Annotated in this window: 20 protein-coding genes; 14 read left to right on the top strand and 6 right to left on the bottom strand. The window is 62.5% G+C overall.

The window, feature by feature from the left end; all coding sequences use genetic code 11:
• Positions 1-88: 88 nt before the first annotated feature.
• From rplQ to AC1DZ8_RS29975, 9 genes are all read left to right on the top strand, one after another.
• The gene (rplQ, locus tag AC1DZ8_RS30015) at positions 89-520 is read left to right on the top strand and encodes a 50S ribosomal protein L17 (RefSeq protein ID WP_477267127.1); all 432 of its coding nucleotides are present in this window, start codon (positions 89-91) and stop codon (positions 518-520) included.
• Positions 521-712: 192 nt separating this feature from the next.
• Entirely contained in the window at positions 713-2,206 is a 1,494-nt protein-coding gene (locus AC1DZ8_RS30010) for a DegQ family serine endoprotease (RefSeq protein WP_477305558.1), read from the top strand.
• Between the two features lie 103 nt (positions 2,207-2,309).
• Complete coding sequence (locus AC1DZ8_RS30005) at positions 2,310-3,620, top strand: replication-associated recombination protein A (RefSeq protein ID WP_477305556.1); 1,311 nt, start codon at positions 2,310-2,312, stop codon at positions 3,618-3,620.
• A gap of 233 nt (positions 3,621-3,853) precedes the next feature.
• Complete coding sequence (locus AC1DZ8_RS30000; protein ID WP_477305554.1) at positions 3,854-4,684, top strand: aspartyl/asparaginyl beta-hydroxylase domain-containing protein; 831 nt, start codon at positions 3,854-3,856, stop codon at positions 4,682-4,684.
• 26 nt (positions 4,685-4,710) lie between these two features.
• Positions 4,711-5,082: a fluoride efflux transporter CrcB gene (gene crcB, locus AC1DZ8_RS29995; RefSeq protein WP_477305552.1), complete on the top strand. Its 372-nt coding sequence runs from the start codon at positions 4,711-4,713 to the stop codon at positions 5,080-5,082.
• A gap of 122 nt (positions 5,083-5,204) precedes the next feature.
• The gene (locus tag AC1DZ8_RS29990; RefSeq protein ID WP_142865539.1) at positions 5,205-6,185 is read left to right on the top strand and encodes an RluA family pseudouridine synthase; all 981 of its coding nucleotides are present in this window, start codon (positions 5,205-5,207) and stop codon (positions 6,183-6,185) included.
• A gap of 62 nt (positions 6,186-6,247) precedes the next feature.
• The gene (locus tag AC1DZ8_RS29985; protein ID WP_477305576.1) at positions 6,248-7,105 is read left to right on the top strand and encodes a DMT family transporter; all 858 of its coding nucleotides are present in this window, start codon (positions 6,248-6,250) and stop codon (positions 7,103-7,105) included.
• Positions 7,106-7,115: 10 nt separating this feature from the next.
• On the top strand, positions 7,116-7,910 hold the full coding sequence (locus tag AC1DZ8_RS29980; protein ID WP_477305550.1) for an ATP12 family chaperone protein: 795 nt from the start codon (positions 7,116-7,118) through the stop codon (positions 7,908-7,910).
• A gap of 181 nt (positions 7,911-8,091) precedes the next feature.
• Positions 8,092-9,978, top strand: a complete 1,887-nt coding sequence (locus tag AC1DZ8_RS29975) for an MFS transporter (protein ID WP_477305548.1) — start codon at positions 8,092-8,094, stop codon at positions 9,976-9,978.
• 96 nt (positions 9,979-10,074) lie between these two features.
• Here AC1DZ8_RS29975 and AC1DZ8_RS29970 read toward each other — a convergent pair whose 3' ends face one another.
• Entirely contained in the window at positions 10,075-10,272 is a 198-nt protein-coding gene (locus AC1DZ8_RS29970; protein WP_477305546.1) for a DUF2735 domain-containing protein, read from the bottom strand.
• Positions 10,273-10,589: 317 nt separating this feature from the next.
• On the opposite strand from AC1DZ8_RS29970, the gene AC1DZ8_RS29965 reads away from it, so the two are divergent.
• Positions 10,590-11,630: a glutamine synthetase beta-grasp domain-containing protein gene (locus tag AC1DZ8_RS29965; protein WP_477305544.1), complete on the top strand. Its 1,041-nt coding sequence runs from the start codon at positions 10,590-10,592 to the stop codon at positions 11,628-11,630.
• A 103-nt stretch (positions 11,631-11,733) separates the two neighbouring features.
• Here the strand turns inward: AC1DZ8_RS29965 and AC1DZ8_RS29960 are convergent, their stop codons facing one another.
• Both AC1DZ8_RS29960 and AC1DZ8_RS29955 read right to left on the bottom strand, forming a co-directional pair.
• Positions 11,734-12,900 (bottom strand): DmpA family aminopeptidase, encoded by a 1,167-nt coding sequence (locus AC1DZ8_RS29960; RefSeq protein WP_477305542.1) that lies wholly within the window; start codon positions 12,898-12,900, stop codon positions 11,734-11,736.
• A gap of 29 nt (positions 12,901-12,929) precedes the next feature.
• On the bottom strand, positions 12,930-13,532 hold the full coding sequence (locus AC1DZ8_RS29955) for a TetR/AcrR family transcriptional regulator (protein WP_477305540.1): 603 nt from the start codon (positions 13,530-13,532) through the stop codon (positions 12,930-12,932).
• 148 nt (positions 13,533-13,680) lie between these two features.
• On the opposite strand from AC1DZ8_RS29955, the gene AC1DZ8_RS29950 reads away from it, so the two are divergent.
• Entirely contained in the window at positions 13,681-15,105 is a 1,425-nt protein-coding gene (locus AC1DZ8_RS29950; RefSeq protein ID WP_477305538.1) for an APC family permease, read from the top strand.
• Between the two features lie 202 nt (positions 15,106-15,307).
• The gene (locus AC1DZ8_RS29945; RefSeq protein WP_477305536.1) at positions 15,308-16,393 is read left to right on the top strand and encodes a hypothetical protein; all 1,086 of its coding nucleotides are present in this window, start codon (positions 15,308-15,310) and stop codon (positions 16,391-16,393) included.
• Positions 16,394-16,447: 54 nt separating this feature from the next.
• Here the strand turns inward: AC1DZ8_RS29945 and glnA are convergent, their stop codons facing one another.
• Together glnA and AC1DZ8_RS29935 are read right to left on the bottom strand one after the other, a co-directional pair.
• Entirely contained in the window at positions 16,448-17,857 is a 1,410-nt protein-coding gene (gene glnA, locus AC1DZ8_RS29940) for a type I glutamate--ammonia ligase (RefSeq protein WP_258601625.1), read from the bottom strand.
• Positions 17,858-17,933: 76 nt separating this feature from the next.
• Positions 17,934-18,272 carry a P-II family nitrogen regulator gene (locus tag AC1DZ8_RS29935; protein WP_006205430.1) on the bottom strand — a complete coding sequence of 113 codons (339 nt, stop codon included), beginning with the start codon at positions 18,270-18,272 and terminating at the stop codon, positions 17,934-17,936.
• A 372-nt stretch (positions 18,273-18,644) separates the two neighbouring features.
• On the opposite strand from AC1DZ8_RS29935, the gene AC1DZ8_RS29930 reads away from it, so the two are divergent.
• Together AC1DZ8_RS29930 and AC1DZ8_RS29925 are read left to right on the top strand one after the other, a co-directional pair.
• Positions 18,645-20,192: an NAD(P)H-hydrate dehydratase gene (locus AC1DZ8_RS29930; RefSeq protein ID WP_477305532.1), complete on the top strand. Its 1,548-nt coding sequence runs from the start codon at positions 18,645-18,647 to the stop codon at positions 20,190-20,192.
• Positions 20,189-22,189 carry a hypothetical protein gene (locus AC1DZ8_RS29925; protein ID WP_477305530.1) on the top strand — a complete coding sequence of 667 codons (2,001 nt, stop codon included), beginning with the start codon at positions 20,189-20,191 and terminating at the stop codon, positions 22,187-22,189. The genes AC1DZ8_RS29930 and AC1DZ8_RS29925 overlap by 4 nt, the downstream gene beginning before the upstream one ends.
• Before the next feature lie 9 nt (positions 22,190-22,198).
• Here AC1DZ8_RS29925 and AC1DZ8_RS29920 read toward each other — a convergent pair whose 3' ends face one another.
• On the bottom strand, positions 22,199-23,269 hold the full coding sequence (locus tag AC1DZ8_RS29920; RefSeq protein WP_477305528.1) for a M48 family metallopeptidase: 1,071 nt from the start codon (positions 23,267-23,269) through the stop codon (positions 22,199-22,201).
• Between the last annotated feature and the right edge of the window lie 4 nt (positions 23,270-23,273).

The following is a 23,273-nucleotide window of genomic DNA, read 5'->3' as shown; positions in this document are numbered from 1 at the left end:
TCGGCGGCTTGGGCCGCTCGATCCGACGGTCATGCGGAAAACCATCAGAGGCCGTGGCCTCTTGAACAACTGAAGAAGGAAAAGAGCCATGCGCCACGGTTTCAAAGGCCGCCGCTTCGCCCGAAGCATTAGCCACCGCAAGTCAATGTTCGCCAACCTCGCCGTGTCGCTGCTCGAACACGAGCAGATCGTCACCACCTTGCCGAAGGCGAAGGACCTGCGTCCGATCGTCGAGAAGCTGGTTACGCTCGGCAAGCGCGGCGACCTGCACGCGCGCCGCCAGGTCATTGCCCAGATCGGCAATGAAGGCGTCGTCAAGCGCCTGTTCGACACGATCGCGCCGCGCTACGCCGACCGCAACGGCGGCTACCTGCGCATCATGAAGGCGGGCTTCCGCCACGGCGACAATGCCGCCATGGCGGTCATCGAGTTCGTCGACCGCGACACCGACGCCAAGGGCGCCGGCGACCGTGCTCGCCTCGAGGCCGAAGGCGCCAATGAGGAAACCGCGGCCGCATAAGGCTCGGTTTTCCAGCAATGACTTCAAGGGGCCTTCGGGCCCCTTTTCGTTTCGTCTCGATGCCATGCTTAGACCGGCGTTTTTTTGCCTGCCGGCTGAGGGCTTTTGCACGACAATCGCCGCATTTCAGTGCATTAGCCTTTCATTCTGCACAATCGTCGGGACAATGACGCCCGATCTGGAGGATTCGGAATGCACTTCAAACGGCTGTTTCTTGTCGCCCTTTGCGCGCTGGCCGCCTTTGCCGCGGCACCGGCCGTGAGGCAGGCGCTGGCAGAGGACGCTGCCAAGCCCGCGGATCCCGGCCTCTCCGATGTGCTGACCGATCTGTTGCATGGCGTCGAGGGCGAGAACGGCACTTCCGGTCCCGACAAGCGCGTGCCGTTCGGCCGCGAAGAGGTGCAGCTGTCGTTTGCGCCGCTGGTCAAGCAGACGGCGCCGGCGGTGGTCAATGTCTATGCCTCGCAGACCGCCAAGGTCACGTCGCCCTTCGACGGCGATCCTTTCTTCGAGGAATTCTTCGGTCGCGCACAGCCGCGCGCGCAATCCTCGCTCGGCTCGGGCGTGCTTGTCGATCCGAGCGGCGTGGTCGTCACCAATTTTCACGTCATCAAGGATGCCGACGAGGTCAAGGTGGCAACCGCGGATGGGCGCGAATTCACCTCGAAGGTCATGCTCAAGGACGAGACGCTCGATCTTGCCGTGCTCAAGATCACCTCCGACAAGCCGTTCCCGGTGATCGCGATTGGCGATTCCGACGCGCTCGAGGTCGGCGACCTGGTGCTGGCGATCGGCAATCCGTTCGGCGTCGGCCAGACCACAACCAGCGGCATCGTCTCGGCACTTGCCCGCAGCCATATCGGCGTCTCGGATTCGGGCTATTTCATCCAGACCGACGCCGCCATCAATCCCGGCAATTCCGGCGGCGCGCTGATCAACATGGGCGGCCAGCTGGTCGGCATCAACACGGCCATCTACAGCCGCAGCGGCGGCTCGATCGGCATCGGCTTCGCCATCCCCGCCAACATGGTGCGCGCCTTCGCCGACGCGGCCAAGGCCGGGCTCGATTTCTTCGAGCGGCCCTATATCGGCGCGGAGTTCGAAGCGGTCACACCGCAGATCGCCGAATCGCTTGGCATGGAGAAGCCGACCGGCGCGCTGGTGTCTTCGGTCGAGGACGCGGGACCGGCAGCCAAGGCAGGGCTGAAGCCTGGTGACGTCGTGCTGCAGCTCAACGGCACGACGGTCGAAGGCATCGAGGCGCTGGATTACCGTATGGCGACGCTGTCGATCGGCACCAAGGCAACCTTCGCCATCCTGAGCAAGGGCCAGCAGGCGACGATGGAGATTCCGCTGGAACGTGCGCCGGAAGGCGCTAAGGCTTCGGAACTGACGCTGCATGGCCGCAGTCCGTTCTCCGGCGCCAAGGTGGCGGAACTGTCGCCCAGGCTCGCCCAGCGGCTTGGCCTGCGCACCGACCTCAAAGGCGTCACCGTGGTCGACATCAACCGCGATTCTCCGGCCGCCGATTTCGGCTTCCAGCCAGGCGACATCGTGCGCGAAGTGAACGGCACCACCGTCGATACGGCTGCCACACTGGCGCAGCTCTCGCAGCAGGATACGCGCTGGTGGCGCTTTACCGTCGAACGCGGCGGGCAGATACTGCGCCAGGTGTTGCGCTACTGAGGCGATCTTCCCATCTTGAGCATGATCCCGAAAAGTGGGAGCCGGTTTTCGGATAAGATCATGCTCCAAAAGAGCGGAATCGTCGTCCAACAAAAAGACTTGCATGGCCGATCTGTTCAGCGTCGATGAACCGGAAAGAGCGCCGCCCGGGCGGCCGCTCGCCGACCGGCTGCGCCCGAAAAACCTTGGTGAGGTCGTCGGCCAGGAGCATCTGACCGGGCCGGACGGCGCGCTGACGCGGCTGATCAGTTCCGGTTCGCTCGGCTCGATGATCTTTTGGGGGCCGCCAGGAACCGGCAAGACGACGGTGGCGCGGCTGCTGGCCGGCGAAACAAGCTTGGCCTTCGAGCAGATATCGGCGGTGTTTTCCGGTGTAGCCGATCTGAAGAAAGTGTTCGAGGCGGCAAAGCTGCGCCGCGCCAATGGCCGCCAGACTCTGCTGTTCGTCGATGAGATCCATCGCTTCAACCGTGCCCAGCAGGATTCGTTTCTCCCGGTGATGGAGGATGGCACGGTCGTGCTGGTCGGCGCCACGACGGAAAATCCGTCCTTCGAACTCAACGCCGCTCTGTTGTCGCGCGCGCGGGTTATGGTCTTTCATTCGCTTGGCGAGGAGAGCATCGCAAAGCTGATGGTGCGGGCGGAGGAGACGGAGGGCAGGGCGCTGCCGCTCGACGACGAGGCGCGTGCTATGCTCATCCGTATGAGCGATGGCGACGGCCGCGCCTCGCTGACGCTGGCCGAAGAGGTCTGGCGTGCCGCCAAGCCTGGCGAGGTTTTCGATCCAGAAGGGCTGCAGCGCATCGTCCAGCGTCGCGCGCCGATCTACGACAAGGGCCAGGACGGCCATTACAATCTGATCTCGGCGCTGCACAAATCGGTGCGCGGTTCCGATCCGGATGCGGCCCTCTATTATCTCGCCCGGATGTTCGACGCCGGCGAGGATCCGCTCTATCTCGGCCGTCGGCTGGTGCGCATGGCGATGGAGGATATCGGGCTGGCTGACCCGCAGGCGCTGGTCGTGGCCAACGCCGCCAAGGACGCCTACGACTATCTGGGTTCGCCCGAGGGCGAACTCGCCTTCGCCGAGGCCACCGTCTATCTCGCCACCGCGCCCAAATCCAATGCCGTCTACACCGCCTTCAAGGCGGCCACGCGAGCGGCAAAGGAGTTCGGTTCGCTGCTGCCGCCCAAGCACATTCTCAACGCGCCGACCAAGCTGATGAAGGAGGAGGATTACGGCGCCGGCTATCGCTACGATCATGACCAGCCCGATGCATTTTCCGGCCAGGACTATTTTCCCGAAAAGATGGGCCGGCAGACATTTTACGATCCGCCCGAACGCGGCTTCGAGCGTGATATCCGCAAACGACTGGACTATTGGGCGAAGCTGCGCAGCGAGCGGGAAAAATAGGCTTGCGCCCACCGTGGTTTGATCGCCCCAGGACGAAACCCAACTAAAGTGGAGTACAAACCTCCAAATATTTTGCTCACCAGCCACCGAGAGCCACCCGGGCGCCGTTCGATGGCATTGTGCGTGGGGACAAAAGACCCTATCAAGGCGCACGGCCTCGGGGGTGGCCGTCGCCAAGATGCTTGGCGATTGTCGTTCGCAACAGGAATCGCGCCCGACGGCGCGAGAAAAAAATGAAAAAATCCCTTCGTAAATCGCTTCGCCAGGCTGTGATTGCAGTTCCGCTGCTCGCCCTCGGCTTCTATTTCATCCCGATCCTGACGACGATCTGGATCGTCTGCGGACTGATCGACGTGCTGCGCAATGCCAACAAGGATCTGTCGCTGTTGCGCGGCTATTTCCTCGGCAACGGCATTTTCACCTGGCTGCTGTCACCCTTCAACCTTCTGGTCGATCTGCTTAGCTACCGGAACCCGGGCGTATGGAAGCTGGAGCAGTTTCCGCCGGACTATCAGCGCGAGGTCAATGAGGTTCTCGACGTCTTCAAGGCGCGCAAGGACGAGATCATCGCCGATATCGACGCCAATTTCGGCACCGCCCGGCGCGGCATGTATGTCTATCAGTGGTACGGCAAGCACAAGATCGACAACGTCGCCGAATTCAACAAGGATTTCAAATACATCAAGACCATCGCCGTCTCTGTCTTCAGAAGCAAGGAATCGACCTCCTGGCATTTCGGACCGCTGCGGCTCAGCCTGCGCATTCTCTACAATCTCTTGCCGGTGAAGGCCGAGATTTTCGTCGAGTGCAACGGCGCCAGGAACTACTGGTACGACAATCCGCTCTATATATTCGATGACACCCTGCTGCATCGCTCGGTCAACGAGTATGACGGGCGCCGTTACTGCGTGTTCATGGACATCATCCGCCCGTCGCCATTCCCTGGCCTCATCGCCGGCCTTCTCGCCATCGTCTCGGTCAGCGTCGAGCGCATCAATGCCATGTTCTACAAGAACTGGAAGATGCTCGGTTCGAGCAAGGCAAAGAAGGTCGAAACGACCTGAGGGCGTCACCAGGGCAGTAAACAGGCATGTTCAATCTGCTTCTCGTTGTGGTCGGCGGTGGCATTGGCGCCGGCATTCGCCACCTGACCAACATCGGCGCCTTGCGCCTCGTCGGCCCGAACTACCCCTGGGGCACGATGGTCATCAACATCGTCGGCTCCTTTGCCATGGGGCTGTTCATCGCGACCTTGATGCGACGAGGTGGTTCCAATGAATTGAGGCTGTTCGTCGCCACCGGCATCTTCGGTGGCTTCACCACCTTCTCGGCCTTTTCGCTCGACTTCGCCACGCTGTGGGAGCGGGGAGCGACGATCCCGGCACTCGGATATGCGCTTGCCAGCGTCATTGGCGCCATTGTCGCGCTGTTTGCGGGACTTTGGCTAGCGAGGACCGTTTAGCCCCACACAAACGTCTTTGAATCTAAGCTTTCCGAAAATCGATTCCGATTTTCGAGCCGATAGTGCTATTGCCGCGCCAAAGAGCAGGCTGAGGCCTGTTCGGGAAACGGATAAACGAAAACATGGCAGGCGTTGAACAGATCACGGTGGAGGCCGGCGAGGCGGGCATGCGGCTCGATCGCTGGTTCAAGACCCATTTCCCCGGCCTCGGCTTCGGCCATTTGCAGAAGCTCTTACGCTCCGGCCAGATCCGCGTCGATGGCGGCCGGGTCAAGGCCGACAGCCGTGTCGAGCCGGGCCAGGTGGTGCGCGTGCCGCCGCTCGAGGTCGACAAGAAGGGCGAGAGTGCGCTTACGGGTCACTCGATCCGCAACCAGGGCGACGCCGATGTGCTGGCCAAGATGCTGATCCACGAAGACCCGAAGGTCTTCGTCTTCAACAAGCCGGCGGGTCTGGCCGTGCAGGGCGGCTCGGGTGTCACCCGCAATGTCGACGACATGCTGGAGGCCTGGCGCAGCCAGAAGGGCGAGAAGCCGCGCCTGGTGCACCGGCTCGACCGCGACACGTCGGGTGTGCTGGTGGTTGCCCGCACCAGGCTTGCGGCGATGAAGCTCTCCGAGTCCTTTCGCGCACGCGAGACCAAGAAGACCTATTGGGCGCTGGTCAAGGGCGTGCCACCCAAGCGTGAGGACAAGATCTCGACCTGGCTGATCAAGGAACCGACCGAGGACGGCGACCGCGTGCGCGTCGCCGCCCACGGTGAAAAGGGCGCCGACCACGCCGTGTCCTACTACCGCATCATCGAGCAGGCGGCGCAGACCATGACCTGGCTCGAAATGGAGCCATACACCGGCCGCACCCACCAGCTTCGCGTCCATGCCGCGTACATTGGCTGCCCGATCATCGGCGATCCCAAATATTTCGAGGCCGATACCAACTGGGACTTCCCGGGCGGCATTCAAAACCGCCTGCATCTGCATGCGCGCCGCATCGTCATTCCGCATCCGGACAAGGGCGTCATCGACGTCACCGCGCCGATGCCGCCGCATATGCGCCAGAGCTGGAACCTGATCGGCTTCGACGACGCCAGCGCGGAGGACTGACATTGGCGGTTGCCTCGGCATTGGATCGCCGCGACGCGGTCGATCTGGCGGCAGCCTCGATCATGGTCGGGCTGACCTTTTCCTGGGGGCTGAACTATGTCGCCGCCAAGATCTCCTATGCCGGCTACGACCCCGTTTTCGTCTCGATCGCACGCTCGATCGTTGGCGGGCTTTGCGTCCTCGGCTGGTGCCGGCTGCGCGGCATAAAACTGTTCGAGGCCGACGGGTCGCTGGTCGCCGGCATCGTTGTCGGCGTGCTGTTCGGCGTCGAGTTCCTGTGCCTCTATATCGGGCTGGAATACACGACCGTTGCCCGCAACACGCTGCTGGTCAACACCATGCCGTTCTGGGTCCTGATCGGCGGCCATTTCCTGCTTGGCAAGCGCATCAACGCGCGCAAGCTTGGTGGGCTCGTCCTTGCCTTTTGCGGCGTGGTGGCGGTGTTTTCCGACGGGATTGTCGGCGGCAACAAAGTGACGCTGACGGGCGATCTGCTCAGCCTCGAATCCGGCATTCTGTGGGCGGCGACCAGCATCGTCATCAAGCGCTCGAAACTGGTCGAGACCAGCGCCGAAAAGCTGCTGCTCTACCAGCTGGCGGGCGCCGCCATCGTCGGCTTCCTGGTGATGCCGTTTGCTGGCCCGCCGATCCGTGACGTCACTGCCCTGTCGACATGGGCGCTGCTGTTCCAGTCCATCTATGTCGTTGCCTTCACCTATGTGTTGTGGTTCTGGCTGCTTCGGCGCTATCCGGCATCGGGCCTGTCGAGCTTCGCCTTCCTATCGCCGGTGTTCGGCGTCTTGTGCGGCGCTATTATTCTGGGCGAGGCGCCGACGGTCAGGATTTTTGTGGCGCTCGGGCTGATCGCAGTCGGCCTGATCATCGTCAACCGGCCGGCGCGCAAGCAGGTTTTGGGCTAAGGAGTTCAACATGCGCGATATCCTCAACGACCTCGAAGCAGGCAAGCAGCAGCTCTCCGATCCGGATCCAGTGCGCCGCGCGCAGATCCAGATGAAGACGCATCTACCGAAGCGCTTCTACAAGGACGTTTCGGTTGCGGCCGTCGAGGAGGGTTTTGCTGTCCATCTCGACGGCAAACCGGTGCGCACGCCGGGCAAGGCGTTGCTTGCGCTGCCGACCGAGCAGGCGGCACAGTTGGTAGCCAGGGAATTCGACGCGCAAGGCGAGACCATCGATCCTGTCACGATGCCGGTGCTGCGCCTGGTCAACACCGCCATCGATGGTGTCGCCAGCGACCCGCAAGCGGTGCTTGAGGACGTGTTGCGGTTCGCCTCGTCCGATCTCACCTGCTACCGCGCCGACGCGCCACAAGGCCTGATCGAGCGCCAGAACCAGCATTGGGACCCGGTCATCGACTGGGCGCGCAGCGTGCTCGGCGCTCGCTTCAACCTTGCCGAGGGCATCATCCATGTCGAGCAGCCGCGCGAAAGCATCGCCGTGCTCGGCGCCCATCTTGCCCAGCGCGCCGAGCCGCTGCGGCTGGCCGCCATCCATGTCATGACCTCGCTGACCGGTTCGGCGCTGCTTGCGCTTGCGGTCGACTACGGCGCGCTTGACGGCGAAGCGGCCTGGGCGGCCGGCCATGTCGACGAAGACTGGCAGGTCGAGCATTGGGGCCAGGATGCCGAAGCGGTGTCGCGTCGCGCTGCCCGCAAACGCGACATGATGGCCGCCGTCAGCCTGCTGGACGCGCTCAAGGCCTGATCTCCGGTCTTTGCCGCACTGCACCTAATACGAAAGTCATAAACCCAAGGTCTCTCTGCCTCCGCCTGCCGCTTTCTGTCATTTTTTACGCCGATGGCTGGGCTGAGTCGCGTTCAGAGGGAACGCCGACCGTGACGCCCGGCATCGAAGACAGACGGGATCTCACGGGAGGACATTTCTCATGGCAATGGCATCGACCGCCGGCGGAAGCAGCCGCGGCATGACGCGGGAGGAGAAGAAAGTCATCTTCGCTTCCTCGCTCGGCACGGTTTTCGAATGGTACGATTTCTATCTCTATGGCGCATTGGCGGCCGCGATCGGCACCACCTTCTTCGCCTCTTATCCGGAGGGGACGCGCAACATCTTCACGCTGCTGGTTTTCGCCGCCGGCTTCCTCGTACGCCCGTTCGGCGCGCTGGTGTTCGGCCGCATCGGCGATCTCGTCGGCCGCAAATACACATTCCTCGTCACCATCACGATCATGGGCCTGTCGACCTTCCTGGTCGGCCTGCTTCCCGGTTCGGCGAGCTGGGGCATTGCGGCGCCCATCATCCTGGTTGGGCTGCGCATGCTGCAGGGCCTGGCGCTCGGCGGTGAGTATGGCGGTGCCGCGACCTATGTCGCCGAACATGCACCCGACGATCGCCGTGGCTTCTATACGTCGTGGATTCAGACGACAGCGACGCTTGGCCTGTTCCTGTCGCTGATCATCATCCTGGCCGTGCAGAATTCGTTGAGCAAGGAGGATTTCGCGGCCTGGGGCTGGCGCATTCCATTCCTGCTCTCGGCCATCCTGCTCGCAATATCGGTCTGGATTCGCCTGACGCTTTCGGAATCGCCAGCCTTCGTCCGTATGAAGGAAGAGGGCAAGGGCTCCAAGGCGCCTTTGTCGGAAGCCTTCGGCCAATGGAAGAATGCAAAAATTGCGCTGCTGGCGCTTTTCGGCCTCACCGCCGGCCAGGCCGTGGTCTGGTACAACGGCCAATTCTACGCACTGTTCTTCCTCACCAACGTGCTCAAGGTGGACGCGCAGTCGGTCAACATCATGGTCGCCATCGCGCTGGCCATCGGCGCGATCTTCTTCGTCGTGTTCGGCTGGCTGTCCGACAAGATCGGCCGCAAGCCGATCATCATGGCGGGTCTTGCGCTGGCGATCGTCACCACTTTCCCGCTGTTCAAGGCGCTGACTTGGGCGGCTAATCCTGCCCTGGCAACGGCACAACAGGCAACACGTGCGACGGTGACCGCGGCACCGGGGGACTGCAAGTTCCAGTTCAACCCCACGGGCACCATCAAATACACGACGTCATGTGATATCGCGACCGCGTTTCTCACCAGGAACTCGGTGCCTTATGATGTCGTAACGACGGCAGCACCCGGAACGCCTGCTACAGTCAAGATCGGCAACGAGACAGCTGAATCCTATGACGCGGTCGCGGCTGGTGACCAGGTGAAGGCCAAAGAGGCAGCCTTCGGCAAGGCAATCAATATTGCCTTGCAGGATGGTGGTTATCCGCTGAAGCGTGCGGCATCGAAGGTTGCCGACCAGAAGCTCGACGCCTTTGTTGCGGCCAATCCCGAGCTGAAGCTCGACGCGGCAGCCATCCGGGCCGGCGAGAAGGCCGCGGTTCCGACCGATCAGGCGATCAAGGACAAGATCCTGACCAAGGATGAAGCTGCCGGCGCCACCGAGGTGACCGTCTACAGCATTCCGGCTTCGGGTGCGTTCTCGATGTTTGCCGACCCGGCCCAGGTCAACTGGGCAAAGGTCATCGGCATCCTGTTCATCCTGGTCCTCTACGTGACCATGGTCTACGGGCCGATCGCGGCGATCCTGGTCGAGATGTTCCCGACCCGCATCCGCTACACCGGCATGTCGCTGCCCTACCACATCGGCAATGGCTGGTTCGGCGGCTTCCTGCCGGCGATCGTGTTCGCGTTCAGTGCCTTCAAGGGCGATATCTACTACGGCCTTTGGTATCCGGTGGTGATCGCGGCGATGTCGCTGATCATCGGCATGATCTTCGTCAGGGATACGCTCGGCACCGACCTGCACGCCAAGGACTAGGCGGAGCGCTACGTGCAAAAGAAAAACCCGGCGCGAGCGATCGCGCCGGGTTTTTCAATTGTTCAGGCCTGCTTTCAGCTGTTGCCCTGCAAGTGCCTAGCTCTTGCGAGGCTGGCCGGCTTCCGCGATGGCGGCCTCATGGTACCAGGCCTCGCCATAGTCCAACGGGTGATCGCGCAGCAAAGCAAGCTCTGCCGCAAACTTGGCCTTGACGCCTAAATTTGAGGCAGCCGTGCGCGCTGCCAGCGGGAACATCAGGATTTTTGCCGACGGACGGGCTGACGTGATTTCCATGGTCGGTCTCCTTTCTTCTGGAGAGGCTGGTCGATTCATCTTCCATGAAAGTAAGTCCTGCAACACAGTTAGGCAAGATGCCTAAAGAAAGATCAGCATTTGCCTGTTATTTAAGCAGATTTGGCCTTTCATCGATCCCGGCACATTGCTTAGGCGGCTTGGCCGGATCACCGGGATGAAAGGGCACTTTTGACGCACCCCGCGCAGTGGAAATGGCACATGACTTGCATTTTATGACCCGGCAGCCGGTCTGCCGGATGGTTCGGCATGCGCCCGCACTATCCAGCTTCGGTGATCAAGCAACGAGAGGCTCTAGAATGACGAAATACAAGCTCGAGTACATCTGGCTCGATGGATACACCCCGGTCCCTAATCTGCGCGGCAAGACCCAGATCAAGGAGTTCGCCGAGTTCCCGACGCTCGAGCAGCTGCCGCTGTGGGGCTTCGACGGTTCCTCGACGCAGCAGGCCGAGGGCCACAGCTCCGACTGCGTGCTGAAGCCGGTCGCCGTGTTCCCGGATCCGGCCCGCACCAATGGTGTGCTGGTGATGTGCGAAGTGATGATGCCCGATGGCGTGACGCCGCATGCTTCCAACAAGCGCGCCACCATCCTCGACGACGAGGGCGCCTGGTTCGGCTTCGAGCAGGAGTATTTCTTCTACAAGGACGGCCGTCCGCTCGGCTTCCCCGAGAGCGGCTATCCGGCGCCGCAGGGTCCGTACTACACCGGCGTCGGCTATTCCAATGTCGGCCCGGTCGCGCGCCAGATCGTCGAGGAGCATCTCGACCAGTGCCTCGCCGCCGGCATCAACCATGAAGGCATCAACGCCGAAGTGGCCAAGGGCCAGTGGGAATTCCAGATCTTCGGCAAGGGCTCGAAAAAAGCCGCCGACCAGATGTGGATGGCCCGCTATCTCTTGCAGCGCCTGACCGAGAAGTACGAGATCGACATCGAGTATCACTGCAAGCCGCTCGGCGACACCGACTGGAACGGCTCGGGCATGCATGCCAACTTCTCGACCGCCTATATGCGCGAAGTCGGCGGCAAGGCCTATTTCGAAGCGCTGATGGCTCAATTCGACAAGAACCTGATGGACCACATCGCCGTCTACGGCCCGGACAACGACAAGCGCCTGACCGGCAAGCACGAGACCGCGCCGTGGAACCGGTTCAGCTACGGCATCGCCGACCGCGGCGCCTCGATCCGCGTGCCGCATTCCTTCGTCAACAATGACTACAAGGGCTACCTGGAAGATCGCCGCCCGAACTCGCAGGGCGACCCCTACCAGATCGCTTCGCAGATCCTGAAGACCATCGCGGAGGTTTCGACCGCCGGCCAGGTTTCAGCCGCTGCCTGATTCTGTGGCGGTCCGAAAAGGACCGCTCCAAGCGCATGACGAGAAAGAGCCCCGGCAGAAAATGCCGTGGCTCTTTTCGTATGGCAGTTTGTGCGAGTGCCCGTCAGCCGGCGATGACGCCGCGCGCTTTCAGCGCCGCCACCACTTTGTCGTGCGGCAGAGCAGGGGTGCGATTGCCGTCGCGGCCGGTCATTTCGGTGTTGGCGATCAGCGCGTTGAGCACGGCCTCTTCGGTCGCTTGCACCACGGCCGTGTAGAAATCGTCCATCCTGCCCCAGGGAATGAAGTCCATATGGCTGTAGCTCTCACGGGTCGGCGCGCCCTTCGGGAAGCGGCCGTTGAGCGCATCCGGATTGGCGGTCGAGAGGGCGAGGAAGATATCGCCGGAGAAATGCGAGCCGGCGGTGCCGGTACGCGCCAGCCCGAGCGGTACGCGGCGGGCCAATGCCTTGCACTGGCCGGGCAACAGCGGCGCGTCGGTGGCGACGATGCCGATGCAGGAGCCGGCGCCGGTCGGCCCACCGCTGAAATAGGCTTCCATCGGATTGTCGTCGGCCAGTGCGGCGCCCAGCGGCGCGCCGGCGATGCTGAGTTCATGGCGCGAGCCGAAATTGGCCTGCAGGAAGACGCCGACCGTGTAGGAGCGGTAGCCGTAATCGACAATCCGCGACGCGCTGCCGGAGCCGCCCTTGAAGGCGTAGCAGTTCATGCCGGTGCCGCCGCCGACCGAGCCTTCCTCGATGGCGCCGCCGGCGGCGCTGTCGATCGCCGCGATGGCATGGTCGACGCCGACATGCGAGCCGTTAATGTCGTTGAGATAGCCGTCCCAGGTTTCTGCCACCACCGGCAGCAGCCATTGCTTGGCGACATCGGGCTTGTTGCGCGCCACCCAGTCGATGACGCCACGATGGCAGGGGCCGACAGCGTGCGTGTTGGTGATCAGGATCGGCATGTTGAGGCTGCCGGCTTCCTCCAGCCATGAAGCGCCGGTCATCTCGCCATTGCCGTTGAAGGAATGATAGGCGGCAGCACAGGCGGCTCCAACGCCGTCGCGGCCCAGCGGCAGGATGGCGGTGACGCCGGTGCGGACCGGTCCATGCCCAAGGCTGAGCTTGCCTTCCCCCTTGATGATGGTGGAATAGCCGACCAGCACGCCATCGACATCGGTGATGGCGTTGGCAGGGCCTGGCGTGCCCGGCAGAGGGATTCCCAAGCCACGGGCGCGTTGCTTGCCGGAAGGCGTGACGGTCGAGGCGATCCGCTGGTCCATGCTGAAGAGATGCTCCGTTGATAGCCGGCTCAGCGAAGGCTGCAGCCGGTCGCGAGTTCGGCGTAACTGGTGAGGATCGCCAGCGCCGAAGCCTGGTCGACGGCCGGCACGACATTGACGAGGTGGAGACCAAGGCCGTCTTCCAGCACGACCAGGCTGCGGGCGATGATCTCGCTGACGCCCTTCAGCTTGAAGGCGCCTGTGGCTGCACCCGCTTCAAGAATGCCGATATAGATCGCCACCTGGCGCTCGAACAAAGTGATGTGGCGGGCGGCATAGCTGGCGTCCGAGCGCGAATAGGCGCCAAGCTCGAGCAGCAGCCGGCAGAGCTGGTCGTCCTGGTCGGTCGGCAGTCCGCTTTCGATCATTGTCTTCAGCCGCAGGCGCGGATCGGCAATCGTGGCGACCGACGCGGCGCGCTGGGTGCAGAAGCGCTCGACCGCCTTTTTCTGCACGTCGTCGAGCAGTTCCTTGAGGCCGGGATAGTAATAGAGCAGGGCGCTCGAGCTCATGCCTGCTTCGTTGGCGACATCGCGCAAGGTGACGCCGGCGAGGCCGCGCCTGGCGATCATCGATTCGGCTGCTGCGACCAGCGTCAGGCGGCGATCGGTCTGTGTCTTGGGTCTGCCCATGGTTCGTTCCCTGAATTCAATTCAATTAAAACTGGCCTTTGGATTTTTGCAAGCCGGCATATCGCATATTTGTTGACGGTTTGTAGCGACGTGGATAGGTTCCGCTGCGGATAATAATTTTTATCCAATTAAAAAAAAGGGGAGGATAATGTCCACACACGAAGCCACAAACGCGGCCGTCGACAAGGCTGCACCATGCGCCAAGGGGCTTGACCGGGCGCTCAACGCACTGGGCACGCTGATGATCGTGCTGTCGGCGGTGACACCGGCATCCTCGGTCTTCATCATCGTGCCGGGTGTCATTGCGCTCGCCGGCACCGGCTCATTCCTGAGTTTCGTCATCGCCGCAATCATCGGCCTGTTCATGGCCTTCGTTTATGCCGAACTGTCATCGGCCTATCCGATGGCGGGCGGCGAATACACCATGATCGGCCGCACGCTCGGCCGTTTCTGGGGGTTTGTCACGCTGGTGCTGGTGTTCGTGTCGATCGTGCTGATCGTTGCCGTCATCGCGCTCGGCGTCGGCACCTATCTCGGTGTGCTCATCCCCAATCTCAGCCCGCAATGGGTGGGCGTGTTGACGATTGCGCTGGCCGGCACGGTTGCGGCCATGCGCATCAAGCTCAACGCCTTCGTCACCGGCATCTTCCTGGGCATCGAGATGCTGGCGCTGCTGGTCCTGACAGGGCTTGGCTTCGCCCATGTCGAGCGACCGCTTTCCAGCCTGTTTACGACGCCGCAATTGCTCGACGCCACGACCAACACGCTGGTGCCGGCATCGGCCGGCCTCATCCTGGCGGCCACCGCAGTCTCGCTCTTTGCCTACAATGGCTATGGTGCCGCCGCCTATTTCGGCGAGGAGACGCACGACGCCAAGCGCAACATTGGCAAGATCGTCGTCTGGGCGCTGCTGATCACGGTGGCGGCCGAACTCATTCCGCTCACGGCGGTGCTGCTCGGTTCGCCCGACCTTGCCGGGTTGCTCGCGGCCCCGCAGAAGATCGAGTACTTTCTCGAGGCGCGCGGCGGACACGCGCTGACGGTGCTGATCAGCCTGGCGATAGCGGTCGCCATCTTCAACGCGGTCATCGCCATCATCCTGCAGGCGGCGCGGCTGCTGTTCAGCTCGGGCCGCGACAAGACCTGGTTCGGTCCGATCAACGCTGCCGTCGCCTCGGTGCATGGCAGCTACGCTTCGCCCTGGGTCGCCACCATCGTGGTGTCGGTGCTGGGGGCGATTGCCTGCTTCATCGACATCAATCTGTTGCTGGTGGTCAGCGGAACCTCGCTGGTGGTGATCTACGCGCTGCTTTGCGTGGCGGCGTTTGCCGGCCGCCGGAACGGCACGACTTCAGGCGGGCACTATCGCATGCCGCTGTTTCCGGTGCCGGCGATCCTTGCCTTCGTGGCGCTGATCTATGTCGCCTACCAGAACCTGCTTGACGCCGCTTTCGGGCGGCCGAGCCTGATTGCCACGGTGCTGATCATGGCGGTGGCCGCAATCTACTACGTGCTGGTGCTGGCGCGGCGAGCCGACTGGACGCTGCACGGTCCCGACGAGCTTGCTGGATAGACGCCAGCCCTCCGGCCTGTCTGTCCATGCGAGAACCCCGGCGAAAGCCGGGGTTCTTTTTGTTCAAATGCAATCAACAGCTACCTGCCGGCTCTATTGAGCTTGGTCATGTACAATTTCTGGAACAATCGGCATTTTACTTGGCTGCTTTGTGCAATTTTAAGGAGCCTCCTATAGGGGTCGCTTCCAAGGGGGCCTGTGCATGAACCGTATTGGTACGCATTATCCGAAACTATTTGTGGCGGGGCTGGCGTTTGGTTTCTATCTGGTCGCGGCGAGCATACGCGGCTGGGGCACGGAACCGCTCCGCGATTTCAGCAACGATGCCGTTCTTCTGACGATACTCAAGGGCGGTATCGTGTTCGCCGTGATATTCACGGCGGGACATCTGGCGTTGCGCCATCTCGGCATAATCAAGCCTTGGGCCTATGCCGCGCTCGGGACCGTTTGCGCCTTGCCGCTGTTCGTATTGCATCTTGCGTCCGGCACGTTCGAACAACTGGCGGCGACGGGAAACCTGTCGACGGGTTTGTTCATGCCCGCCTGCATCGGTGCGGCTATCGGCCTGGCATACCGCAAGTCAGCCGGAGTGGACGGTGCTGTCGAAGATCTCGACGGAATGAATGCCGCCTATCGCCGCCTCGCCACCGCTGGTGCCGGCGAAACAGAGACCGGATCGCATGGTCGGCCTGGTCGTGCACAAGCTGCGACTACAAAGACGCCGGTTACCGCCGACGGCGCATTCGTGCACGAGGGAACGGAGTACTTTGCCGGGCCTTTGCGTGTGCGGACCTCGCTGCTGTCTCTGGTTGGCGCATCCATCCTGGGTGGCGTGCTAAGCACCATACTTCAGGGGATCCTGGATCTCAGGTCTTACATGCATGATCTGGAGCGCCTCGGTAAATCAATACACCCCCGAAATCTGATTGATGTGCTGGTGAGTGACCTGGTGGCAAGGGGCGCCATTGCGCTGTTCACCGGGATGCCGGTTCTGATCCTCATTGCCATCGCCCATTTTGCGCTGCGATCGATGAGCAAGACCGGATATCTGGCGTATGGTGTTGGCGGATTGCTGGCGGCTCCGGTAATGGCTCTTGTTACATTCGGCGCCGCGGGGCCGCTGGTGCTTCTCGCCACTTTGCCGACGGTTGTGGGTGCTGTCCTCTATCGCAAGTTTGCCGGTCTCGAACCTGTTCCGGTTGCCGAGGACGTCATTGCAAGAAACCGCCGCGACCTTGTCGGCGCGGACCACGCACGACGAAAGGCCGGGCGGGTCATAGCCTCCTGAAACAAAAACCCCGGCGTTTCCGCCGGGGTTTTTCTTTGTCGCGGAGACGGCCGATCAGACCGAATAGTACATGTCGTATTCGACCGGATGCGGGGTCATTTCGAAGCGCATCACTTCGGCCATCTTGAGCTCGATATAGCTGTCGATCTGGTCGTCGTCGAAGACGCCGCCGGCTTTCAGGAAACCGCGGTCTTTGTCGAGGCTCTGCAGCGCTTCGCGCAGCGAGCCGCAGACGGTCGGGATCTTCTTCAATTCCTTCGGCGGCAGGTCGTAAAGGTCCTTGTCCATCGGCTGGCCCGGATGGATCTTGTTCTTGATGCCGTCGAGGCCGGCCATCAGCATGGCGGCGAAGGCGAGGTAGGGGTTCGCGCCCGGATCGGGGAAGCGGACTTCGACGCGCTTGGCCTTCGGCGACGAGCCGAACGGGATGCGGCAGGAGGCCGAGCGGTTGCGCGCGGAGTAGGCGAGCAGCACGGGGGCTTCATAGCCAGGAACCAGGCGCTTGTAGGAGTTGGTCAGCGGGTTGGTGAAGGCGTTGATCGCCTTGGCGTGCTTGATGATGCCGCCGATGTAGAACAGGCAGCTTTCCGACAGCCCGGCATATTCGTTGCCGGCGAAGGTCGGCTTGCCGTTCTTCCAGATCGACTGGTGGACATGCATGCCCGAGCCGTTGTCGCCGAAGATCGGCTTCGGCATGAAGGTGGCCGTCTTGCCATAGGCATTGGCAACCTGGTGCACGACGTACTTGTAGATCAGCATCTTGTCGGCGTTGCGGACCAGCGTGTCGAACTTGATGCCGAGCTCGTGCTGGGCGGCAGCCACCTCATGGTGGTGCTTTTCGACGCGCACGCCCATTTCGGCCAGCACGGTCAGCATTTCGGAGCGCATGTCCTGCGCGCTGTCGATCGGCGGCACCGGGAAATAGCCGCCCTTGATGCGCGGACGGTGGCCGAGGTTGCCGGTCTCGTAATCGGTGTCGTCGTTCGACGGCAATTCGGTGGAGTCGAGCTTGAAGCCGGTGTTGTAGGGATCGGCCTTGTACTTGACGTCGTCGAACACGAAGAACTCGGCTTCCGGGCCGACATAGATGGTGTCGCCGATGCCTTCAGCCTTCATGTAGGCCTCGGCCTTCTTGGCGGTGCCGCGCGGGTCGCGGTTGTAGGATTCGCCCGAAACCGGATCGAGGATGTCGCACAGGATGACCATGGTCGACTGGGCGAAGAACGGATCCATGTGGACGGTGTCGGGATCGGGCATCAGCACCATGTCGGACTCGTTGATCGCCTTCCAGCCGGCGATCGAGGAGCCGTCGAACATGACGCCGTCGGCGAACATGTCTTCCTCGACCTCGATGACATCCATCGTCACGTGCTGCAGCTTGCCCTTCGGATCGGTGAAGCGCAGGTCGACGAATTTCACGTCGTTGTCCTTGATCTGCTTCATGATGTCTTTGGCTGTCGTCATGTCATTTCTTCCCTGTCTGATGACGTTTCGAGGAGTTGTCGGAAATCAGATACCGAGATATCTGAAATCAGAAACCTCAGACGGCGTCCATCCCCGTTTCGCCAGTACGGATGCGAACGACTTCCTCGATGTTGGAGACGAAGATCTTGCCGTCGCCGATGCGCCCGGTCTGGGCCGCCTTGCGGATGGCTTCGATCGCGCCTTCAACCGCATCGTCGCCAAGCACGACTTCGATCTTCACCTTGGGCAGGAAGTCGACGACATATTCGGCGCCGCGATAGAGTTCGGTGTGGCCTTTCTGGCGGCCGAAACCCTTGGCTTCGGTAACGGTGATGCCTTGCAGCCCGGCCTCCTGAAGCGCTTCCTTCACTTCGTCTAGCTTGAACGGCTTGATGATCGCTTCGATCTTTTTCATGTAAAAAGTGGCCTCCACTGCCAAAAAGACGGGTTGTGCGCCCCGCTTGCGCCTCCATCAAGCACGAACTGTGCCAATTTCAGCCCACGAGAAGCGGTTTCGCGCAATTCCAATGCCGCGCCGGGCGGGGATGCACATTCGCGTCATCCACTGCTTCGGAAGCGGCGCGGGTGTTCGGAGCCTACACATTGCCGCTCCTGACGTCTGCACGATAATTAGGCAGATCGCGCATTTTGCGGGCACGCGCCGATCCGCGGCACCAGTCTGCGAAAGGATTGGCCGCACGCCATCTCGGCGGCTGGCCGTTTGCTTCGAACCCGAAACTGGACAATGCTTGACCGGGACAAAGAGGCGAATGCGGATCGGCAATCCATGAGCAATGAAGTCTTGTCGCCGGCTGAGATGGGCGAGGCCGACCGGCTGGCAATCGCAGCCGGTCCGCTCGACGGCTACGGCCTGATGCAGCGTGCAGGCGAAGCGGTCGCTGCCGTGGTGCTGGCGCGCTATCCCGCCGCAAGCCTTGTGCATGTGCTGTGCGGCCCCGGCAACAATGGCGGCGACGGCTATGTCGTGGCGCGACTGCTGGCCGAGGCTGGTGTGAACGTCGCCGTCTGGGCTGAAGGCAAGCAGAAAGCGGGGAGCGATGCGGCGCGGGCGTCGGAGGCCTGCAATCTGCCGGTGGAGCACATTGGCCACTGCTATCCCGAAGCAGGTGAACTCGTCGTGGATGCGCTCTATGGCGCGGGGCTGTCGAAGAGCATATCGATGCATGCTTCTGCCGTCTCAGGCCTGACCGCCGTGGAGCGCGTGCCCGTGGTGTCAATCGATCTGCCTTCCGGCGTGTCGGGCGAGACCGGCTTGACCAACGCTTATTTCAAGGCCGATGTGACGGTGACCTTCGTGCGGAAAAAGCCCGGCCATCTGTTGATGCCGGGGCGCAGCCTGTGCGGCGAGATCGTCGTTGCCGATATCGGCATTCCGGATTCGATCGTCGATGAGCTGAAGATCAAGACGTTCGAGAACACGCCGGATTTCTGGCTGCGCAGTTTCCCGAAAACGGCGGTCGACACGCATAAGTACAAGCGCGGCCATGTCGGCGTGTTTTCCGGCGGGCCGAGCGCGACGGGTGCCGCGCGGCTGTCGGCGATGGCAGCGGCCAGAGCTGGGGCAGGGGCGGTGACCGTACTCTCGCCTGAAAATGCCATGCAAGTGAACGCCGCGCATTTGACCTCGATCATGCTGCGCGAGGCCGGTTCGATGGAGGAAGTGCAGGAATTCCTGTCGACGCGGTGGCCCAGAGCGTTGGTGTTCGGACCAGGGCTCGGGCCGAAACCCAAGGTGGGGGATTTTGCGTTGCAATTGATCGCGACGGTCGCTGACTTGAGTCGGGCGAGTTCATTTGGAACTCATCGCCCGGCCATTGTTTTGGACGCTGACGCCATCACGTCATTGGCGCATCGGCCCCAGGCGCTGTTTGACACCGCACGCATGCCATTGGCGCCGGAATTGGTGTTGACGCCGCATGAGGGCGAATTCGCCAGGCTTTTTCCCGACATTGCCGGTGAGAAGAAACAGTCGAAACTCACCAAGGCGCGGGCTGCCGCTGCGCGCGCCAACGCCGTGATTGTCTACAAGGGCGCCGATACCGTTATCGCAACCCGCGACGGCCGCGCCGTGATCAACCCCAATGGTGCCCCCTGGCTCGCCACCGCCGGGTCGGGCGATGTGCTGGCGGGCATTTTAGCTGCGCTGCTGGCGCAAGGCATGCAGGAATTCGAGGCCGCTTGCGCAGCGGTCTGGATCCATGCCGAAGCCGGTAGCCGCTTCGGTCCGGGGTTGATCGCCGAGGATCTGCCGTTGGCGCTGGTGCCAGTGCTGCGTGAACTGGTCGAAGCCCGGCAGAAGGTGCCGATCGGATGAAGCATTTCGTGCTCGTCGTCGCGGCCATCGTAGCGCTGTTTGCGTCACAAGGCGTGCATGCGCAAGGGCCGGTGACCATCGTCGATGACCCGTCGGTGCTTGCCGCCCTCGATGCCAAGGGGTTTGGCTTCGCCGGTCTTTTCGCCGTTGATGGCGAAGACGATCTGAAGACACTCTACAGCGAGGCGCCGGCCTATCATGCTGTCGTCGACATGGTGGCGGCCGATATCGCTGCACTGCGGGCCGAGATGAAGGCCGGCGGGCGCACGCTCTATGAGGTGACCGACGGCAATGTCGGCCGCATCATGGACATGCGCTGGCTGAAGACCGAGGCGGCGCGCTTCCGCCTGGTCGGCGTCGTCAACCGGCTCGACCGGCGCGATTTCACTGCGCTGCAAGGCGACAAGAGCTGCGGCGAGGTGCGCTTCATCTATCGCCTGGCCTACAGTTTCCGCAAGAACGGCAAGGTCCTTGCCTCGCGCCTGCCGTTCAACTTCAACGCCGTCTACAGCGTGGCGCCCGATGCCGATGGCGGCTGCGTCGGCGTTGCCGGGCGCTGGACACCGCAGCTCGACGAAAATGTCGATGCCGGCTGGCTCGCCGGCGGGCCGCTGGCACCGGAGGAACTGACGTTCAAGCAGCTCGAGCTCAACGCGCAGGTGGTGCGGTTCCCCTCGGGACAGGAGACCGAGTTCGGCGGGCAGGCGGCCTACCTCATGCGGATTTTTGGCGTCGATGGCGCTGCGGTCAGCGAGAAGCCGTTGGAGAACACGCCTGACACTGCGCGGCTTTCGGGCGATGCGGCGCTGAAGAAAAGGCTCGCCGACTATGTCAGCGCCAATGTCGCGGCGGTCGACCTCGGCGTCTATGAGATCCCCGACGAGTTTCTGGCGAAGAAGGTGATCTCGTGGTCGACTTTCGGCAGCGCGAGGCAAGCCAACCATCCGTTCACGCCGCTGTTTGCGCCCACGGATTTCGCCGGCCTCGACTATGCAGCGCTGAAACTGGTGCGCACGCCGGAGGCGCTGGTCGAGCGGCTGGACAATGGCGCCTGCCAGGGCTGTCACCAGGCGGGTTCGACCGCCGGCTTTCATTTCATCGGCCTTGACGACAAGACGACGTCGCCGCTCAACCGCATCGAGGTCGGCATCTCGCCGCATCTCCATGCCGAGATTCCGCGACGCCAGGCCTGGCTGCACGCAGCAGCGGAAGGCAAGGAGCCGAACCGCTACCGGCCGCTGTCCTTTGCGCCGCCGGCGACGTGGACCGATGCCGGCGATGTCGATTACGCGCCGGCCGAAATGGCTATGCCGTGTCTGATGCCCGACGACGAAAAACGTTTCGGCGCGACATGGCAATGCGGCGGCGGCACCGTCTGCACGCCGCTGGCGACCGCGTCAGGCGTTCGCACCACGCTGGCGCAATGTCTGCTGCCCAAGGACAGCCCAAAGATGTTTTCCGGCCATCCCTGCCTGACCGGGTCGATCGCCAGCAACCCGTCGCAGCCTTTCAACGACCGCTACAAGATCACCGGCCAGTTCGCCGCTTTCGCACCGACCTTTTCGCGGACCGCCTACACCTGCCGGCCGCCGAAGATCGGCGTGCCGGCGGGCATCGCCTACCGCGCCTGCGACGACAAGGACCGCACCTTCGCCGCCTTCAAGAAGGGCAAGCCGATGCCCGATGAAATCTGCGGGATGGTCGGCGGCAAGAAGTTCGACACTTGCGTGGCGACCAACAATTTCGACCAGTGTCTCGGCGGCGCGGTCAATCGCGGCAACCGTCCCGCCTGCTCGGCCGATCGTTTCTGCCGCGAGGATTACATGTGCCAGTCGCTGCCGCCGGACACGCCGGGCGCGGCCAAGGTGAAAGGCATCGGCTACTGCTCGCCGACCTATTTCATCTTCCAGATGCGCATCGACAACCACGCGACACCCTGGGCGAGCGCCACTGCTGCCACCAGGGATGCTGGCTTCGGCGCCGCGGAGGAAGAGTAGGCCGACGGTTCAGCGCTGAAGATAGTCTTCCATTCGCGCAGTCCATTTGGCGTTGAATTCCGCGATATGCCGTTCGGCGGCGCTCGAAGCCACCAGCGTCGACAGAGCGGTTGCCGCTATCGGTTCCAGATCGGGCGGCTGCGCATAGCCAAGTGCGGCCAGCCTTTGTGCCCATGATGGATGGGTGGATTTTTCGCGCTGCGGGCTTTCCCAAGCCTTGCGGGCAAAGGCATTCAGGCAAGCGGGCTCCCGCAACGCTTCGGCGGTGCTCAGGAGCCGATCAAGCGGCGGTCGTGGCGCACGCAGCGCGCCCCGCAACTCATGGTCCAGCGGATCATAGACCTTTTCCTGGAAATGCATGTCCGCGGCGCCGATGAGCAACAGAGCGCGGGCAGCTTGAGCCGCATCGCCGGAGGATGCCGAGTGCCGGTCCGCCTTGATTTCAGCATCGCGCGACAGCCGGATATTTTCCCGTTCCAGCGATTGCGACAGCCAGCCGATGGCGGAATGGAGCAGACTGCCGGTAATCGTTTCGCCCGGCGGGGCATACTCGAAGACAAATCCGAAACCGTTTTCGAACTCGGCCAGATTGAGGCTGCCATTGGTGTCCTTGTTGCGCACATGCGCGTCCTCATGGGCGAGGATCGCGGCAAAGGCTGTCTCATCGGTCACGGCCAGCATGGGAATGCCGACGGTCAGGAACAGCCGGTTGCCGAGAAGGCCGAAAAGCGTGCGCTCTTCGTGCACGCTGGCATTCAGGTCGTCCTCTAGTACGACAACCGTACGTGCTGCCCGGCGCGGCCCGGCGACGCTCCGCCAGAGCGCCCACCGGCCAGGCGCCTCCGCCTCACTGATGCCCTTGACCTTGCTGCGCCGAAAGCCGGCAAACAATGTGCCGAACAGGAGCGCCAATGCGGTGGTCGCGATCGGCATGGCGACAAAACCGCTGGCAATGAACCAGATCGGATGGCTGTCGAGCAGGGACATCCAGACGCAGAAGATGATGAGAGCGGGAACGACGAAGAACAGCACCGCGAACCTGCCGAACCGCCGCCCGGCGCTGATGATCAGTCGCGACATTGGA

It is taken from the genome of Mesorhizobium sp. P2_F7 (assembly GCF_056403695.1).
The sequence above is the reverse complement of the archived record's forward strand: the minus strand, read 5'-3'. Positions and strand labels throughout refer to the sequence as shown.